This window comes from Rhodoferax sp. (assembly GCF_025354435.1).
In the GTDB taxonomy this organism is placed as follows: Bacteria; Pseudomonadota; Gammaproteobacteria; order Burkholderiales; family Burkholderiaceae_C; genus Rhodoferax_B.
On sequence record NZ_JANXMU010000058.1, the window covers coordinates 1 to 18,394 of the forward strand.

Annotated in this window: 15 protein-coding genes; 3 read left to right on the forward strand and 12 right to left on the reverse strand. The window is 63.2% G+C overall.

Annotated features, from left to right (window positions below):
- Positions 1-325: bacterioferritin (bfr, locus tag Q0T48_RS14915; protein ID WP_295957555.1), on the forward strand; the 325-nt coding region annotated here is incomplete at its 5' end.
- Positions 326-442: 117 nt separating this feature from the next.
- Here bfr and Q0T48_RS14920 read toward each other — a convergent pair.
- The 7 genes from Q0T48_RS14920 to Q0T48_RS14950 form a co-directional block, all read right to left on the reverse strand.
- Positions 443-3,898 (reverse strand): YhaN family protein, encoded by a 3,456-nt coding sequence (locus Q0T48_RS14920; protein WP_295957557.1) that lies wholly within the window; start codon positions 3,896-3,898, stop codon positions 443-445.
- Positions 3,895-5,181, reverse strand: a complete 1,287-nt coding sequence (locus Q0T48_RS14925) for a DNA repair exonuclease (RefSeq protein WP_295957559.1) — start codon at positions 5,179-5,181, stop codon at positions 3,895-3,897. The genes Q0T48_RS14920 and Q0T48_RS14925 overlap by 4 nt, the downstream gene beginning before the upstream one ends.
- 91 nt (positions 5,182-5,272) lie before the next feature.
- Positions 5,273-6,013, reverse strand: a complete 741-nt coding sequence (locus Q0T48_RS14930; RefSeq protein WP_295957561.1) for an ABC transporter ATP-binding protein — start codon at positions 6,011-6,013, stop codon at positions 5,273-5,275.
- A 1-nt stretch (position 6,014) separates the two neighbouring features.
- A complete protein-coding gene (locus Q0T48_RS14935) occupies positions 6,015-6,800 on the reverse strand; it encodes an ABC transporter ATP-binding protein (RefSeq protein ID WP_295957563.1) in 786 nt (261 codons plus the stop codon).
- A gap of 9 nt (positions 6,801-6,809) precedes the next feature.
- Positions 6,810-7,883, reverse strand: coding sequence for an ABC transporter ATP-binding protein (locus Q0T48_RS14940; protein WP_295957565.1), 1,074 nt, complete (start codon positions 7,881-7,883; stop codon positions 6,810-6,812).
- 13 nt (positions 7,884-7,896) lie between these two features.
- Positions 7,897-8,826, reverse strand: coding sequence for a branched-chain amino acid ABC transporter permease (locus tag Q0T48_RS14945; RefSeq protein WP_295957566.1), 930 nt, complete (start codon positions 8,824-8,826; stop codon positions 7,897-7,899).
- A gap of 431 nt (positions 8,827-9,257) precedes the next feature.
- Positions 9,258-10,559, reverse strand: coding sequence for a replication-associated recombination protein A (locus tag Q0T48_RS14950; RefSeq protein ID WP_295957568.1), 1,302 nt, complete (start codon positions 10,557-10,559; stop codon positions 9,258-9,260).
- 88 nt (positions 10,560-10,647) lie between these two features.
- Between Q0T48_RS14950 and Q0T48_RS14955 the strand changes: the two genes are divergently transcribed.
- Positions 10,648-11,859: a hypothetical protein gene (locus Q0T48_RS14955; RefSeq protein ID WP_295957571.1), complete on the forward strand. Its 1,212-nt coding sequence runs from the start codon at positions 10,648-10,650 to the stop codon at positions 11,857-11,859.
- Positions 11,860-11,924: 65 nt separating this feature from the next.
- On the opposite strand, the gene lolA is transcribed toward Q0T48_RS14955, so the two are convergent.
- The 3 genes from lolA to Q0T48_RS14970 are packed head-to-tail and all read right to left on the reverse strand — an operon-like array spanning position 11,925 to position 15,619.
- Positions 11,925-12,569: an outer membrane lipoprotein chaperone LolA gene (gene lolA, locus Q0T48_RS14960; RefSeq protein ID WP_295957572.1), complete on the reverse strand. Its 645-nt coding sequence runs from the start codon at positions 12,567-12,569 to the stop codon at positions 11,925-11,927.
- Positions 12,569-14,899: a DNA translocase FtsK gene (locus tag Q0T48_RS14965; RefSeq protein ID WP_295957573.1), complete on the reverse strand. Its 2,331-nt coding sequence runs from the start codon at positions 14,897-14,899 to the stop codon at positions 12,569-12,571. The genes lolA and Q0T48_RS14965 overlap by 1 nt, the downstream gene beginning before the upstream one ends.
- Positions 14,900-14,944: 45 nt before the next feature.
- The gene (locus Q0T48_RS14970) at positions 14,945-15,619 is read right to left on the reverse strand and encodes a Crp/Fnr family transcriptional regulator (protein WP_295957575.1); all 675 of its coding nucleotides are present in this window, start codon (positions 15,617-15,619) and stop codon (positions 14,945-14,947) included.
- 232 nt (positions 15,620-15,851) lie between these two features.
- Here Q0T48_RS14970 and trxB point away from each other — a divergent pair, with 232 nt between their 5' ends.
- On the forward strand, positions 15,852-16,808 hold the full coding sequence (gene trxB, locus Q0T48_RS14975; RefSeq protein WP_295957576.1) for a thioredoxin-disulfide reductase: 957 nt from the start codon (positions 15,852-15,854) through the stop codon (positions 16,806-16,808).
- A gap of 78 nt (positions 16,809-16,886) precedes the next feature.
- Here trxB and Q0T48_RS14980 read toward each other — a convergent pair whose 3' ends face one another.
- The gene (locus Q0T48_RS14980; RefSeq protein WP_295957578.1) at positions 16,887-17,432 is read right to left on the reverse strand and encodes a DUF1439 domain-containing protein; all 546 of its coding nucleotides are present in this window, start codon (positions 17,430-17,432) and stop codon (positions 16,887-16,889) included.
- Positions 17,432-18,391, reverse strand: coding sequence for a sigma-70 family RNA polymerase sigma factor (locus tag Q0T48_RS14985; protein WP_295957580.1), 960 nt, complete (start codon positions 18,389-18,391; stop codon positions 17,432-17,434). The genes Q0T48_RS14980 and Q0T48_RS14985 overlap by 1 nt, the downstream gene beginning before the upstream one ends.
- Positions 18,392-18,394: the final 3 nt, after the last annotated feature.

Consider the following 18,394-nt stretch of genomic DNA (forward strand, 5'->3'; position numbering starts at 1 on the left):
GATGAAGCACGCAGACAAGCTCATGGACCGCATCTTCATGCTCGACGGCCTGCCCAACCTGCAGGACTTGGGCAAGTTGATGATTGGTGAAAACGTACCCGAGGCTTTGGGCTGCGACCTGAAGGCCGAGATGGGCGCACAGGCCACGATCAAGGACGGCATGGCGCACTGCGAAAGCGTCCGCGACTATGTCTCGCGCGACCTGCTGCAGGGCATTCTGGACGACACTGAAGAACACATAGACTTCCTCGAAACCCAGATCGACCTGATTGACCGGGTTGGTCTGCAAAACTACCTGCAAAGCCAGATGGGCGAGCTGGCGTAAATCGACAACCCACCGGGGCCATTTCCTCGGTTCAACGATAGCGACTGAAGGCAACCTCACTCGCTATTTTTTTGGTAGCTACCAGCGTATACAAAACCTACGCAAACGGCCTTTTTTCTATAAATAATGCACCGCCAACGCCCCGCTTGGCAGCGCCGCCTGCCCCACCTGCACCAAGTGCTGGTGGTGGGTAAACAGCAGGACCTGTCCGCCTTCGGCGAAGCGGGCCAGGGCCTGGAAGATGTGGGTGGCGCGGGTGTCGTCGCTGGTCATGAGCACGTCGTCCAGCACCAGGGGCATGTCTGCGCCATTGCTGCGTTGCAATTCCAGCGCGGCCAGGCGCAGGGCCAGATAAAGCTGGTCGGCCGTGCCTTCGCTCATGGCCTCTATGCCGATCAGGCGGCCATCCAGGCCTTCGGCCTGCAACACCGGGCGCTCGGCCGAGGTGTCTACCACCAGCTTGGGGTAGCGCCCCCCGGTAATCAAACCAAAGTATTCGGAGGCCAGCCGCACCATCGGAGCCTGGGCGCGTTCGCGAAAGCGCTTCAAGGCCTCTTGCAGCAGGCTGTCGGCCAGGCGCAGTTGCATCCAGGGCGGCACAGCGGCGCGCAGGCGGGCGACGGCGGATTCCATCTGCTCGCGGGCTTCGGCCGCGGCGGCCGAGGTGTCGATGGCCTCCAGCGCCTGGCGGGCGGTGTGGACGGTGGCGCTGGCGGTGGCGATGTCGACCTCCAACTGCGTGACCTGGGTGTCCAGCACGGCGCGCTCGGTGTCAAGGTCTACCGCGTCGCGCCCGGCCAGTTCGGCGTGGAGTTCGGCCAACGGGCGGGCGGTGGCCTGGCGCAGTTGCGCGTCGAGATCGCGCTGTTTGTCTTGCAGGGTACGCTGGGCGGCGGAGCGGTCTTCGGCTTCGGGCAATACTGCCGGGCTGTCCACGCCTGCCGCGGTGCACAAGGCTTGCAGACTGGCCTGGCTGGCCGTGGTGCGCTGCTGGGCCGCCGTGTACTGCTGCTGGGCGGAGGCCAGGCGGCGAGCCAGTTCGCTGGCTTGCAGGGCGTGGGCTTGGGCGTGGGCCAGACGGGTGCTGAGGCGGTCGGCAAAGTCGTCAATCTGCGCCACTGCAGGCTCGCCCAGTAGCGCAGCAAGCGCCATGGCCTGGGCCTGCACGTCGTCGGCGCGGGCCTGGTGCTGGGCGATGGCCTCGGTGCGGCGGGTCTGGGCGGCGTGGGTGGACTCCAGCGCGGCCAACTCGGCAAGGCGGGCCTTGGTGGCAGCGGAGCTACTGGCGGCAGGTAAAAACAGGCGGCGGGTCCAGGCGGTTTGAGCTGCCAAGGCGGCGGCCAGGGTGGCCTGGTGCTCGGCGATGCGGCGTTGGACCGTGGCGTGCTCGGCCCGCAGGGTTTCGCGCAGGTGGGTCTCGGCGCGGGCGTGGGCAGCGGCATCCTGGGCGGCGCGCAGCCACGCGCTAGCCTGGCTGACCAAACCTGCCCCTGCGGCTGTACATCCGGCGGCTTGCAGGGCCTGGGCGAGTGCCTCGGTGCGGGTGTGGACGGCCTGGGCGGCATCGGCCTGCTCGCGCTGCAGCTGGTGCTGGCGCTCGCACAGCTCGACCGCGGCGGCGCGCTGGGCCTGCCATTCGCGCAAGGCGGCGGGTGGGTGCGGGGGCAGGTTCGCATCGGCCAGGGTCTGGAGCCAATCGCGTTGTTGCTGGGCCGCTTGTGTAGCCCCATCGGCTAACTGATGGGCGATGGCGTGGCGGCGGGTGCCGGCCTCGGCGATGCGCAGCGCGCATTCTGCCGCCTGGGCGGCGCGCTCTGCGCCTTCGCGCAGCAGGTCGGCCTGGCGGTCGGCCTCGGTTTGGGTGGGCTCAAAGGCGGCCAGGGTGGCGGGCGAAGCTGCGTCGTGTCCATAAGCTGTTTTCACCTCTTGCCAACGCGCATCGCGCTGTTGGCGGGCGGCTTGCAGGCTCTGGGCGGTGACGATTTCGCCCACGGCGGCAAGCTGCTGCTGGCGGCGCTGCTGGGTGTTGAGCTCGCGCTGCAGGTCGGCATCTTCCTTGCGCAGCGCCTCCAACTGCAGAGCCCCATCCGCCTGGGATTTTTCGGCCTGGGTTATGTCGGCCAGCAACAGCGGGCGAGTGGCTTGCAGCGCTACCGTGCTGGGCAGGCGCAGGTCGGCTAAGGCGCGCTGGATGCGCTGGTCCAGGGCATCGATCTCGCGCTGGGCCTCGGTCTGGCGCTGGGGCGTGTCGCCCAGGGCCAGGGCCTGTTGCAAGGCGGATTCGACAGCGGCCAGTAATACCGGGGGCACCGGGCTGCGGTCTTCCGGGGTCTGGGCCAACTGCGCATCCAACTGCGCCAAGCGATCCTGCTGCTGGGCCAGCGCCTGGGTGTGGCGGGCCACGCTGTCCAGCAGTTCGTCCAGCGCCACACGGTCGGCCGGGCCGGGCACGGCGGCCAGCACAGCGTCCAGGTCCGCACCGGGGTGGATGCGCCGGGCCATCTCGGCCAGCGCGGCGGCGCCCTGCCCGGCCTGGGTCTGCAACTGCAGCTGCTCGCCGCGCTGTTGGCGGGCCAGTGCGCGGGTCTGCACCACGCGTTCGATAGCCGGGGCGTGGGCGACCAGCATGGGCTCCAGCACCAGCGCCTGCTGGGCCTGGGCGCAGGCGGTTTGCTCGGCCAGGGCGGCCTCCCGCTGCTCGGTGGCGGTGAGCAGGTTGTGTTGGGCGGCTAGGCGGTGTTCGCGCGCATCAATGGGCAGTAAATTTATAGTGTTTTGTGCCTCTAGCGCATATTCCACCTGCGCTAGCTGCTGCAATAAGGGTAGCACTGCGCGTAATTCGGTCAGGGTGTGGATGCGCTTGCGCTGGACCTTCAACTGGTCTTGCAGGGCCGTGAGGTAGTCGGTGGCGGTGTCTACGGCGCGCTGGCGGTCTTTCCATTCTGCGGGGCGGGTCAGTGCGGCTTTGGACAGGGATTTGTACTCTTCGATCAGGCGCTTGGATTCGGGGATGACGGCCTGGGCGCTGGGCAGCAGGAATTTGCGGGCATCATCCTGCAGGCTGGCCAACAGAGCCTTGATGCCTTGCAGACCGGCGCTGGCTTCGAACAGGGCGGCACCGAGTTCGCCCTCGCCTTTGAGCAGCTCTTCACCACCTTTGCGCAGGCGGGCGTGGTCCAGGCCAAAGCTGCGCTCGAAGGCGGTGCGGTCCATGCCACCGGTGAGGGCCTGGGCGACGGCGGCGCTGACCGGGGTGGCCAGCGGCAAGCCGGTGGCGGGGTCGGCTTGGGTCAGCGGGTCTTTGGTTTTTTTGCGGCGGGCTACGGCGACCGGCTGGCCGCTGGCGTCTTCCAACACCGCCGTGAGCAGCAGCTTGGGGCTGTCGTGCACAAAGTTGTCGGCACTGCGCGCCGGGATGCCAAAACGCAGATCGGCCATGGCGCGCAAGGCGGAGGATTTGCCGGCTTCGTTGGGGCCGAAGACCAGATGGATGCGGGCCGGGCTGGCAGTGAAGTCCAGCAGCTTGTCGGTGAACGGGCCGAAAGCCGACAGATAGAGTTTTTGCAACTTCATGCAGCACTCCCCAAGCGCGCTAACAAAGTGGATTCAGCATCCATTAACAGGGCTTTCAGGCTATCGGGGTCGGCCCAATTTCCGTCGCCCTTGGCTTCTGCGGGCAGTTTGTGCAGCACGTCGCCACAGGCTTTGGCGGCCCAGGCGGCCAGCGCTACGGGGTCGGCAGCCAGCTCGTCCACCAGGCGCAGCAGCTCGGCCACAGCATCTTCGCCCTGGGCCAGGGCGGCGCGGTTGACGGGGGAGCTGAGCTGTAACTGCACCTGCTCGATCCACAACTCGGCCCCGGCCACGTCTTGCGCGGCGGCGTGCACGGCGGCCTCCAAGGTGCCGGGCTGCTCGGCCTCGGTGGTATGCAGGGCGGTACGGCCGGTGAGGTGGATGCGCAGAGCGTGCAGGCGATCGCCCGCGCCCAGTGTGGCTTGTTCCAACGCCGCAGTGATGGCCTGGCTGGCCTGGGCCAGGTTGTCCACGCCGTCCAGCGGCGCGCTGAGCTGGTGCCAGCGCACCACGTCGAGCGACACGAAGCAGGTGTCCATCTGCCCGTTGGTCACGGTAACGAGTTCGCAGCCCTTGGCCCCGGTTTCATTAGCGTGGCGGCCCTGCAGGTTGCCGGGGAAGACCACGCGGGGCGATTCGCACAGCACCGCGCGGGTGTGCACATGGCCCAGCGCCCAGTAGTCGTAGCCCTTGGTTTTGAGCGTGGGAATGTCGGTGGGCGCGTAGGTGTCGTGGCCGTTGGCACCGGTGAGGCTGGTGTGCAGCAGGCCGATGTTGAACTGGCCGGACAGTGCGTCCGGGTAGTGCGGCACCAGGTCTTCGGGCACCTCGCGCTGGGGGAAGCTCTGGCCGTGGATGGCCACGCCCAGTGCGGGCAGGTGCACGGTCTCGGCGCTGCGGCTGGAGAACTTTTTGACGTTGTCGGGCAGCACCAGCTCGCGGGTGATGGTGCCCTGCGCGTCGTGGTTGCCCTGGACGAAGTAGACGGCGATGTGGGCACGGCCCAGGCGCACCATTTGGGCGCGGAAGAACAGGCCGGTATGAAAGTCGGGCCAGTCGCGGTCGTACAAATCGCCCGCCAGCAAGACGAAGTGCACCTTCTCGGCCAGGGCCAGATCGACCAGGTTTTCCAGCGCCCGGCGGGTGGCGTTGCGCAGGCGTTCCACCGGCGCACCGGCATAGCGGCTCAGGCCGCGCAGTGGGCTGTCGATGTGCAGGTCGGCGGCGTGGAGGAAGCGGAAAGTGCCGGGCGTATCGACGGCGGAAAGTACTACAGTATCCATAGCACCTAGTGTAGGTGGAATGTGCGGCGGAGGCTGATTTTCTATAAATCCAACACCTTCTCCCGCGCCGCAGGAGAAGGTGTCTTGAGGCTTACTCGCCGAGGTACGCGGCGCGCACTTTCGGATCCTTCAGCATTTGCTTGGCATCACCGCTCATGGTGACGATGCCCGATTCCATCACGTAACCGCGGTCGGCAATGCCGAGTGCGCGGCTGGCGTTTTGCTCCACGAGCAGCACGGTCACGCCCTGGGCGTACACGTCTTTGACCACTTCAAAGATCTTATCGACCATGATGGGCGACAGGCCCATGGAGGGCTCGTCGAGCAGCAGCACCTTGGGGCGGCTCATCAGCGCACGGCCCATGGCCAGCATCTGCTGTTCGCCGCCCGACATGGTGCCGGCCAACTGGTCCTTGCGTTCGCGCAGGCGCGGGAAGATGGTGAACATCTTTTCGATGTCTTCCAAAATGCCCGCCTTGTCGTCGCGGATGTACGCGCCCATTTGCAGGTTTTCGGTGATGGTCATGCGAGTGAACACGCCACGGCCTTCGGGCACCATGGCCAGGCCGTCCTTGACCAGATCCCACGCGCCCTTGCCTTTGATGCTCTTGCCCAGGTACTGGATGTCGCCACCGACAAATGGCAGCGTGCCGGTGATGGCCTTCATGGTGGTGGTTTTGCCCGCACCGTTGGAGCCGATCAGGCTGACCAGTTCACCTTCGCGGACTTCAAAGTCCACGCCCTTGACGGCCTGGATGCCGCCGTAAGAGACCTTCAGGCCGCTGACTTTAAGCAGCACTTCGCCGGGTTGTTTCATAGGGGTTGTTGCCATCTCAATGTCCTCCCGTGCCTAGGTAGGCCTCGATCACTTTTTCATTTTTCTGCACTTCGGCAGGGGTGCCTTCGGCAATTTGCTTGCCGTAGTCGAGGACGGTCAGGCGGTCGCACAGGCCCATCATCAGCTTCACATCGTGCTCGATGAGCAAAATGGTGCGGTTGTCGTTGCGGATCTTGTTGATCAGCTCGCGCAGCATGACTTTTTCGGTCATGTTCATACCGGCAGCGGGCTCGTCCAGCGCGATCAATTGCGGATCGGTGGCCAGGGCGCGGGCGATTTCCAGACGGCGCTGGTCACCGTAGCTCAGAGTGCGGGCCTTGTAGTCGGCCAGTTGGCCGATGCCGACGTATTCCAGCAGCTCCTGGGCGCGCTTGGCAATCGCCAGCTCTTCGGTTTTGAAGCCCTTGGTACGGAAGATCGCGCCCAGCAGCCCAGTGTGGGTGCGGATGTGGCGGCCCACCATGACGTTCTCTAGCGCGGTCATTTCGGCGAACAAGCGGATATTCTGGAAGGTGCGCGCAATGCCAGCCTTGGCCACTTCGTGGACCGCGGTGGGCGAATACGGCTTACCTGCCAGCTGGAAGGTGCCGCTGTCAGGGGTGTACAGGCCGGTGATCACGTTAAAGAACGTGGTTTTACCGGCACCGTTGGGGCCGATCAGGCCGTAGACCTGGCCGCGCTGGATGGTGATACCCACGTCGCTGAGTGCTTGCAGGCCGCCGAAACGCTTGGAAATGCCCGCAACTTGCAGGATCACTTCGGATTTTTTGCTGTCTGTCATGGGTGTTCCTTACTTGGCCTTGAGCGATTTGCCGTGGTCGGGCGAGGGCCACAGACCCCGCGGACGCGACAGCATGATGGCGATCATGGCCAGGGCAATCAGCAACTGGCGCAGGATGGCCGAGTCCAGCCGTCCGCCGGTCATGGCCTGCAGTGGGCCCGCCAGGTAGCGCAGCACTTCGGGCAGAGCCGACAGCAGCACAGCACCCAAAATCACGCCAGGCAAGTGGCCAATACCGCCCAGCACCACCATGGCAACGATCATCACCGACTCCATCAGGCTGAAGGATTCTGGCGACACAAAGCCCTGGAACGCAGCGAACAGCGTGCCAGACACACCGCCAAACGTGGCACCGGTGCCGAAGGCCAGCAGCTTCATGTTGCGGGTGTTGATGCCCATGGCCTTGGCGGCGATTTCGTCTTCACGGATGGCCATCCAGGCGCGGCCCACGCGCGACAGTTCCATGCGGTGGCAAATCACCACGCTGATCACCACCAGCACCAGGAACAGGTAGTAGTACAGGCTGACCGAGGGAATCTCGTAGCTGCCGATGTGCAAAGACTTGCCCAGGTCGATACCGAAGAACTTCAGCGAGTCGATCTGGTTCAGGCCTTTGGGGCCGTTGGTAATATTGATGGGGTGGTCCAGATTGTTCAAAAACACCCGGATGATTTCACCAAAACCCAGGGTCACGATGGCCAGGTAGTCACCGCGCAGCTTGAGCGTGGGCGCGCCCAGCAGCATGCCGAAGAAGCCCGCAATGGCCGCCCCGACCGGCAGAATCATCCACAGCGGCATGTGCAAGCCCTCTGGGAACAGGGCGGCAATGGCCGGGAACGAATCGGTCAACTGGGGCGAAGCCAGCAGGCCGTAGGTGTAGGCACCCACGGCAAAGAAGGCCACGTAGCCCAGATCGAGCAGACCGGCAAAACCGACCACCACGTTCAGGCCCAGGGCCAGCATCACGTAGATCAACGCCATGTCGGCAATCCGCACCCAGGCATTGCCGAAGTTTTGCAGGATCAGCGGCAGGATCAGTGCCGCAATGGCACCGACGATCAAAGTTGTTTTGTTCAGTTTCATAGTGGTGCTCCCATCAGGCCCGGTCGGCCACACGTTCACCCAGCAGGCCCGAAGGACGCAGCGTGAGCACGATGATCAGCACGATGAAGGCAAAGATGTCGGAGTAGTTGCTACCCAACACGCCACCGGTCAGCGCGCCGATGTAGCCCGCGCCGATGGATTCGATCAGGCCCAGCAAAATGCCGCCGACCACCGCACCGGCCAGGTTGCCAATACCGCCAAACACGGCTGCCGTAAAGGCTTTCAGGCCGGGCAGGAAGCCCATGGTGTGCTGCACCGTGCCGTAGTTGGATGCGTACATGACACCGGCAATGGCGGCCAGCACTGCGCCGATGACGAAGGTGGCCGAAATCACCATGTCGGGCTTGACACCCATCAGAGCGGCAACGCGGGGGTTCTCTGCCGTGGCGCGCATGGCGCGACCCAGCTTGGTGTAGTTGACCAGCCACATCAGCACGGCCAGGGACACGGCGGTCAGGCCCAGGATCAGGATCTGCGTGGGGGTGATGACGGCGCCGCCGATGTTGTACGGCGTGGCGGGCAACAGCGTGGGATAGGGTTTGTAGTTGGGCTTCCAGATGATCATGGCCAGGGTTTGCAGCAGGATAGACATGCCGATGGCGGTGATCAAGGGGGCCAGTTTGGGACTGTTGCGCAGCGGCCGGTAGGCGACTTTTTCAATCACGAAGTTGAGTGTGGCCGAGACGATGCAGGCAATCACCAGCGAGATCAGCAGCATCAGCCAGCCGGGGATGCCGGGCATGGAGTCTTGCATGAGTCCGATGATGGTCCAACTGGTCAGCGCGCCGACCATCAGCACCTCGCCGTGCGCAAAGTTGATCAAATTAATGATGCCGTACACCATCGTGTAGCCCAGGGCTACCAAGGCATACATGCTGCCCAGCACCAGACCGTTGATGATCTGCTGTAGCAAGATATCCATAAATAATTCTCCGTGTGTGTTGTGCATCCACAGGCTGCTGGTGCCAACCATCCAGGATGGCTGGCGGCCTTGTGGGCCCCGCAACTTAACAAAAAACCCGCCAACTTCGATAGACTTGTGCAGCACGCGAAGAGCTGACCTAAGGCCTGGCTCTCGGTTGCCGCGCAAGTCGTGTCCAACTTGGTGCGGGTTCTGTGGCGAATTGTATCCAGCACGAAACGGGCCAAAACAAAGGGTTTAGGGCGTGTTTACCCTCGAAACAGCAGGGATTAGCGGGTTTGCCAAAGTATTAGCAAATCTGATTATGCAAATACATCAACGCGCCTAACTTATCGGGCATACCGGGTTGCCAGGCCCGGCAGACTCTGGCCTGCTGTTAACGTGACACAACTTTAATGGCTCAGAGTGCTCTGCACCCGACTCCATGAAAGTCAGGACGTTTTGCCTTCGGCCGCGTTCAGGCGCTTGAGCGTGCGCAGCTTTTCTGCGATGCGGATCTCCAGGCCCCGCTCCACCGGCCGGTAGAAGCTGGCCGCCGCCATGCCGTCAGGCAGGTACTGCTCGCCTGCGGCAAAACCGCCCTCCTCGTCGTGCGCGTAGCGGTAGCCCTTGCCATAGTCCAGCTCTCTCATCAGCTTGGTGGGGGCGTTGCGCAGGTGCATGGGCACCGGGCGGGTGCCGTCTTTCTTGATGAAGGCCTTGACCTCGTTGAAGGCCTTGTAGACCGCGTTGGACTTGGCCGCCACGGCCAGGTAGACCACGCACTCGGCCAGCGCCAGTTCGCCCTCGGGGCTGCCCAGACGCTCGTACACATCGGCGGCATCCAGCGCCAAGCGCAAGGCCCGGGGATCAGCCAGGCCAATGTCTTCGCTGGCCATGCGAACCAGGCGGCGGGCCATGTAGCGCGGGTCGGCCCCGCCGTCGAGCATGCGCACAAACCAGTACAGCGCCGCGTCCGGGTCAGAGCCGCGCACGGATTTATGCAGCGCGCTGATGGTGTCGTAAAACTGCTCGCCGCCTTTGTCGTAGCGGCGCATGCGCTCGCCCAGCACCTTGAGCAGCCAGGCATCGGTAATCTCGGCCTGCTTCTCCTGCGTGGCGGCCACGGCCAGGGTCTCCAGCGTGTTCAGCAGCCGCCGCGCGTCCCCATCGGCGTAGGCGACCAGGCGATCAACTGCTATTTTTTCGATAGCTGGTACTGCATGTATCACCTGAGCATGGAGCACTATTTGTTCTAAATCTACAGGGGTGAGCGGCTGCAGCACATACACCGCCGCGCGCGACAGCAAGGCCGAATTAACTTCGAACGACGGGTTCTCGGTGGTCGCACCCACAAAAGTGAACAGCCCGCTCTCCACATGCGGCAAAAACGCGTCTTGCTGGCTTTTGTTGAAGCGGTGCACCTCGTCCACAAACACGATCGTGCGGCGGCCCTGGGCCTGGGAGATCAGCGCCTGCTCGACCGCGTCGCGGATGTCCTTCACGCCACCCAGCACTGCGCTGATGGTGATGAAGCGCGCGTCAAACGCATCGGCCATCAGCCGGGCGATGGTGGTCTTGCCGGTGCCCGGCGGGCCCCAGAGGATGCAGCTGTGCGGCTGGCCCGACTCAAACGCGATGCGCAACGCCATGCCCTCACCCAGCAGGTGCTGCTGGCCAATGACTTCGCCCAGGTTTTTGGGGCGCAAGCGCTCGGCCAAAGGGGCATCGGTGGACAAGGCGGTACGGGTCATGGGGGTTCAACAAAGTGGAGTCTGATTCTCCCATGCGCCTGCGGCAGGGCCCAAAAACCACATGGCTATCCCTTATCCTCCCCGCACCATGATTTACGTTCCCGTCCCCGTTTCCCGCATCGAGATTCTGCGCCCCCTGCCCATCAATGTATGGGATACCAAAGGCAACCTGCTGCTGCGCAAAGGGCAGTCGATTTTGTCGGAGCACCACCGCGAGCACCTGGAAGCCCACGGTGCCTGCGCCACCCAACCCGACTACAAAGCCTGGGTCAGCAGCTACGACCGGTTGATCTACGGCCTGCTGCGCGAAGGGGTCAGCATCCAGGAAATCGCCCAAGCCACCATGCCGCAAGACATCCTGGAGCTGGACTACACGGTGGGCGAAGACATCACCGGCGGCTGGACCGATGTGCAAGCCGTCTGGGGCACCGTACTGCAAACCGGAGCCACCGCCAAAAACCCGTTGGGCCGACTGGACGGCGTACAAAAGCGCGCCATGGAGCTGTTGGACAAAGACGCGGATGAAAGCCTGTTCAGCCTGTTCCAAGCACTAGCCGACAAAACCCTGGGCTACTGCGCCACCCACGCACTGCTGTGTGCCGTGGTGTGCGAGCTGACAGCCCGCAAGCTGGCGTTGGACGACTGTGTGCGACCCATCCTGGTGCAAGCCGCCCTGACCATGAACACCAGCATGGCCAAATTACAGGACACCCTGGTCACCCAGCCCACCCCGCCCGATGCCGAGCAAAAGCAGCGCATCCAGGACCACCCGGTGCAGAGCGAAGCGATTCTGCGCGGCTTTGGGGTCGTCAATGAGGACCTGCTGGACATCGTGCGCCTGCACCACGACCGGGACGAAACCAAAGGCCTGGAGCGCAACCGGGAATGCCGCCGCATCCTGCACTTGGCCGATGTGCTGATTGGCAAAATGGCCCACCGCTCCACCCGGCCCGGCCTGTCGGCGCTGGGCGCGGCCAAGTCCAATATCGTGGGTGTGCCAGACGAAGACGCCCGGGTCGGCAAGGCCATGACCAACGCCATCGGCTTTTACCCGCCCGGTACCTACGTAATGCTGGCCAATGGCGAAAAAGCCGTCAGCGTTAAAAAAGGGGCCGCCGTCAACACCCCGCTGGTGGTCAGCATCGCCAATGCCCAGGGCCTGCCCCTGGGCATCTACGTGCTACGCGACACCCGCGAAAAGCCGTTCGCCATCCAATCCCCGGTAGCCGCCGACAACGTCAAGATCAGCCACGAGCGGGTGCAGAAGGCGGTCATGAAAGTGATCCTGGCAGCGCCATAGCTGCCCATCGCTATTCACTTCATAGCCGCCACTGCCTCTTCTAAAACCGATAGCAGTTAAAAAGGCTATTGCTTAACAACATCCGCGCCCGCAGGCGGCTTGAACTGGAACGAGTCTGCCGCCAGTGCCGGGTTCACCTCCACCTTGGCAAACGTCATCACCGAGCGCTGGCCAAAGCTGTCCAGAATCTCCAGCGCGGCCAGCTCGGTGGTTTTGCCGTCGGCCTTGAAGCCGACGCGCACGGTTTGCAGTTGGCCGTCTTTGGCCTTGGGCGTGGCCGATACCCATTGCAGGCCGTCCTTGTCGGGTGCGGCTTGCAGGGTGAAATCGGCCTGCAGAGCCCGCAAATCAGGAGCAGCGGCAATCAGCGCAGCGGGGGTAGAGCCCAGCACCGCAGACTGTTTGCGCGCGGTGACCTGGTTCAGGTCCACGTCGTACAGCCACAGAGTTTGGCCGTCGGCCACGATGCTTTGCTCAAAAGGCTTTTTGTACAGAAACTTGAATTTGCTGGGCCGCTGGAATTCAAAGCTGCCGGTAGAGGTTTTGACGCGCGCCGCCTGCCCCTCCTTGGGTGGCGAGGTCACGACCTGGGTGAAATCGGCGCGGCCAGACTTCACCGTTTTGACGAAGTTTTCCAAGCTTTCCAGGCCGTCTGCGCAGGCAGCGCCTGCACTAGCAGCTATCAATACCGCAGCAAATAGTTTTTTCATCATTCTGCCCTTGCAGGCACCAAAATTTCGCGTTGACCAGCACCGCTCATGGCGCTGACCAAACCGGCTTTTTCCATGTCTTCCACCAAACGGGCGGCGCGGTTGTAGCCGATCTTCAGATGCCGCTGCACCAAGGAAATACTGGCCTTGCGGTTCTTCAGCACCACTTCCACGGCCATGTCGTACATCGGGTCTTTTTCACCGCCGCTGTCGCCACCTTCACCGCCCTCCCCGTCTTCGCCATCGACCGTGCCGCCTTCCAGCACGCCTTCGATGTAGTCGGGCTCACCCTGGCTCTTCAAGTAACTTACAACGCGGTGGACCTCTTCGTCGCTGACAAAGGCGCCGTGCACCCGCGTCGGCATGCCGCTGCCAGGCATGTAGAGCATGTCGCCCAGGCCCAGCAGGGCCTCGGCACCCATCTGGTCCAGGATGGTGCGGCTGTCGATCTTGCTGCTGACCTTGAAGGAGATGCGGGTGGGGATGTTGGCCTTGATCAGACCGGTGATCACGTCCACGCTAGGGCGCTGGGTGGCCAGAATCAAGTGGATACCGGCGGCCCGGGCTTTTTGCGCCAGGCGGGCAATCAGCTCTTCGATCTTCTTGCCGACCACCATCATCAGGTCGGCCAGCTCGTCGATCACCACCACAATGTGCGGCTCGCGCTTCAAGGGCTCGGGGCTATCAGGCGTGAGGCTGAACGGGTTGTAAATGAATTCTTCGCGCGCCTTGGCTTCGTCGATCTTGGCGTTGTAGCCCGCCAGGTTGCGCACGCCCAGCTTGCTCAGCAGCTTGTAGCGGCGCTCCATCTCGGCCACGCACCAGGTCAGGCCATGGGCCGCCTGGCGCATGTCGGTGACCACCGGGGCCAGCAGGTGCGGAATGCCTTCGTAGACCGACATTTCCAGCATCTTCGGGTCGATCATCAGCAGCCGCACGTCGCGCGCTTCGGCCTTGTACAGCAGGCTCAAAATCATGGCATTAATACCAACCGACTTGCCGGAACCGGTGGTACCAGCCACCAGCACGTGCGGCATCTTGGCCAAGTCCACCACCACTGGGTTGCCGATGATGTCCTTGCCCAGGCCCATGGTCAGCAGCGATTTGGCCTCGTGATAGACCTGCGAACCCAGAATTTCCGACAAGGTAATGGACTGGCGCTTGGCGTTGGGCAGCTCCAGCGCCATGTAGTTTTTGCCGGGGATGGTTTCCACCACCCGGATCGACACCAGGCTCAAACTGCGTGCCAAATCCTTGGCTAGACCGACAATCTGTGAGCCTTTGACACCGGTGGCAGGCTCAATTTCATACCGGGTAATTACGGGGCCGGGCGATGCCAGCACCACTTTGACCTCTACGCCGAAATCTTTCAGCTTCTTTTCGATCATGCGGCTGGTCATTTCCAGCGTTTCATGGGCCACGGTTTCCTGGTGCAGTTGCGGGCCGTCCAGCAGATCCACCTGCGGCAACTTGGAGTCGGGCATTTCGCTGAACAGCGGTTTTTGGCGCTCTTTGATGACACGGGCGCTCTTGGGTGGGTCGGCCAGGGTGGGCTCTATCATCACCGGCGTGGGGTGGTGGGCAGCGATTTCCACCCGCTCTTCGCGCACCACAGCTTCGCGTTTTTTGGCCGCCACCTTGCCCACGGCCAAGTCCTCGGCAACCACCCGCTTTTCGCGCCGTGTTTCCACCAGGGAATAGGCCCAGGCCCCCAACCGTTCGGCCACATGGCTCCACGAGAAGCGGAACACGGCCGACACGCCAATCACGCCCAGCGCAATCCACACCAAGCCGGACCCCGTAAAGCCCAGCCATTTCACGCCAAATGGCCCCACCACATAGCCCAGCACGCCGCCCACATGCCCCGGCAGCAAAGGTGCCAGCCGGTACAGGCGCGACCATTCCAACGCGGTGCTGGCGCACAACAGCAAAACCAGCCCAAGCCAGAAACCCCAGGCCGTGCCCGCCAGATGGCCGCTGGGCCGGGGTTTATCGTTCGGGGCGTGGGCACGCATCCAATCGGCCAAGCCGGCCAGCCAGGCCCGCGCACCGGCGGCCAGGCACCACCAGACCGAGAAGCCCAGGCAGAAGTAGCTCATGTCGGCGATCCACGCACCCAGGCGGCCGCCCCAGTTATGCACCACGGCGCCCTGACCCGAGGTGGACCAGGCGGCATCCTGCAAAGAGAAACCCAGCAGAGCCATGCACCAGAACACCAGGGCCAGCAGCCCCAGGATCAGGCCAATTTCACGCGCAAAGCGGTTGATGCCGGTGCGCATCGGCGATACCACCGGTCCGGATGAATTGAGGGTATTGAGGGAGTAAGTCATGGGCAGAAAGAGTCTGCGCCAAGCTTACCCCATGCGCGGGGCCGATCAGGTCAGCGAACCCAGCACCGAGCGGATGTGGGTGGAACCGTTGTCATGGCCTTCGATGTAACCGCGCTCTTCCAAGTCTTTCATTACCCGGCTGACCATTTCGCGCGAAGCACCGACCATTTTGGCCACGTCCTGGCGCGATATCTTGTCGCGGATGACCATTTGGCCATCGGCATTGGGCGTAGCGGCCTCCAGCAGCACGTGGGCCACACGGCCGTACACGTCCATCAGGGCCAGGGACTCGATCTTCTGGTCGGCGCGGCGCAGGCGCTTGACCAGACCGGACATCACTGCGCGGGCCATGGCGGTGTTGCTGTCCAGACAGTGCTCGAACTCGGCACGGCCCAGCACCAGGCAGTCGGTAGGGGTCTCGGTTTGCACCGTGGCCGAATGGGGTTCGTTGTCGATCAGGCTCATTTCACCCACGTAATCGCCCACCTGCAGGGTCGCCAGGATGACCTCGCGGCCCCGGCTGTCGGTGGTCAGCACACGGGCCCGGCCGCTGAGCACAATGAACAAGGCGTTGGACTTGCGGCCCTGCTCGACAATGATTTCTGCCCGCTTGAAACGCTGCTTGGTCACGGCCTTGGCCACCACATCGGCTTGTTCAGCGGTCATGGTGGAGAACAAGGGCACGCGCAACAAAAGCTCTATGTTGGACAACATCGACATGGTCATTTCCTTTGGCGTCAGAGCCCTGCAGACCGTGGGTTCTTACAATCTGGGGCAGAATTTCTAAACATGGTTTGCGCAGTAACCTGTCCCAGCGGCAAAAACCGCTTGGGCAGATACTGTGCGATCTCTAAAAAGTATCGCGGTCCAGCCGATAGGAGGCACTTGTTATTTTGTAACAAGTAGCAAACTGTACACGCCCCTTTCTCCTTTTCACTACAGGTTTTTATCCATGTCGAACAATAAACACGCCAAGGTCCTGGTTTTGGGCTCCGGCCCTGCGGGCTACACCGCCGCCATCTACGCCGCCCGCGCCAACCTGAACCCGGTGCTGATCACCGGCATCGCCCAGGGCGGCCAGCTGATGACCACCACCGAAGTCGACAACTGGCCAGCCGATGTGATGGGCGTGCAAGGCCCCGAACTGATGCAGCGCTTTCAGGAGCACGCCGAGCGCTTCAAGACCGAAATCATCTTCGACCACATCCACACGGTCGACTTCAGCCAGCGCCCCTTTACCCTCACCGGCGACAGTGGCGTCTACACCTGTGATGCGCTGATCCTGGCCACCGGAGCGTCGGCGCAGTACCTGGGCCTGGAATCGGAAACCGCCTTCATGGGGCGGGGCGTGTCGGGTTGCGCTACCTGCGACGGATTCTTCTACCGCGAGCAAGACGTGTGCGTGGTGGGTGGCGGCAATACGGCGGTGGAAGAAGCCCTGTATTTGTCCAATATCGCCGCCAAGGTGACCCTGGTACACCGCCGCGACACCTTCAAGGCCGAAGCCATTCTGGTGGACAAGCTGATGGAAAAAGTGGCGGCGGGCAAGATCGAGCTCAAGCTATTCCACACGCTGCAAGAAGTGCTGGGCGATACCTCCGGCGTGACCGGTATCCGCCTGAAAAGCACCAAGAGCGACGAGACCACCGACATAAACCTCAAGGGCTGCTTCATCGCCATTGGCCACAAGCCCAACACCGACATCTTTGCGGGCCAGTTGGAGATGAAAGACGGTTACATCATCACACGCACCGGCCTGCAAGGCTTCGCCACCATGACCAGCGTGCCCGGCGTGTTCGCAGCCGGTGACGTGCAAGACCACATCTACCGCCAGGCCATCACCAGCGCCGGTACGGGCTGCATGGCCGCTTTGGATGCCCAACGTTTTCTGGAGCAAGGCGCGCACTAACGCCATATTTAGGTATAAAAATAGCCGCTAGCGTAGGTGCCACCTACACTAGCAGCTATTTTTTTGATAGTAAAAGTTTTATGGTGACTTTTTCGGGTTCAGGGTGATGCGCAGGCCCGCAGCCGTCACGTCGATGCTGCCGGGCTCGTAGCCCCAGCCGTTCACCACGGCCATGTCTTTGGCGCTGATCTGGTGCAGTTGGATGCCGTCCAGCAGGCGCTCGGCCAGTTGCGGTGCCAAGCCTTGCACCACGGCCTGGTAGCGCTCGGGCACACCGGTAAAGCTGAGGGTGTTGACGTGCACATCGGCCATGCGCAGGGTCTGGTCGCTGGGCTCAAACTGCACGCCGTAGTCCATGTCCAGCACCCCGGTAAAGACCGCATGCGTCAGGCGCTCGGTGACCTGCACCTGGATGGCCGTACCGAGCCGGTTCTGCGCGGGCAGCAGGCGCAGCTGCGGAGTCTGGGCCTGCAGCTCGAACAACGGGCCAATCTTGCCGGTGTAAGGAAAGCGGGCGGCCAGCAGGCTTTGCAGCTTCTCTTGGCTGATGGTGGTGGTACGCGGGCCGGGTGCAGCGCAGCCCGCCATTGCGGCGACCAGTATCCAGGCCCCTATTCTTTTCATCAAAATAAAGCTTCCTTGTGCATGCCGCTGCGCGCTAGCTGGATGCGGAGTTTGCGCAGCGCTTCGTTCTGGATCTGGCGTACCCGTTCGCGGGTCAGGCCCAGGCGGTCGCTCAGGGTGTCCAGGGTTTCGGGTTCGCGGTTGTGCAGGCCAAAGCGGCCGTCCAACACCTCGCGTTCGCGCCGGGTCAGGGTGGCGATCCAACCCTCCAACAGGCGCTCGACTTCATGGCTCTGGGTGGTGGTGGCAGGGTCGGGGGTGCCTTCATCGGCCAAGGTATCGACGAGGGTCTGACCGTCTTCGCTGCGGTCCATGGCGGCATCCAGCGAGCGCGGCGATTCGGCCAATGCCAGCAGCTCGGCCACCTCGTGTGCTTCACGGCCCATCAGGGCGGCAATATCGTCCACGCCCACGCCTTCGGGGCGCAGAGCGGCAAAGGCCGGGTCGTGCTCCAGCGTGCGGCGGGCCCGCAGCACCTGTTGCAGCTCGCGCACCACGTGCACCGGCAAGCGGATCACGCGGCCTTGCTGCATCACCGCGCGCTCCACCGCCTGGCGGATCCACCAGGTGGCGTAGGTCGAGAAGCGGAAACCGCGCTCGGGCTCGAACTTGTCGATGGAGTGCATCAGACCCAGGTTGCCCTCTTCGATCAGGTCGCCCATGGGTACGCCCCGGCCCAGGTAGCCCTTGGCGATGCTGACGACCAGGCGCAGGTTGTGCTCGATCATGGCCTGGCGGGCCGCAAAGTCACCGGCGCGGGCCCGGGTGGCCATGTCGAATTCTTCGGTGGGGGTAAATAGCTCGGTACGCCGCACGTCGCGCAGGTACATGCTGAGGGTGTCGTGGCTTTCAGCCCCGGTGGCCTGCCAAGCTGCCTGGCCTGCCGCAGCCGGGCTGCTGCCCTCCTCGCCCAACGCGTCCTCAAGCACAGTTTGGCCGGGCACGTTGGGGGTTTTCATGGC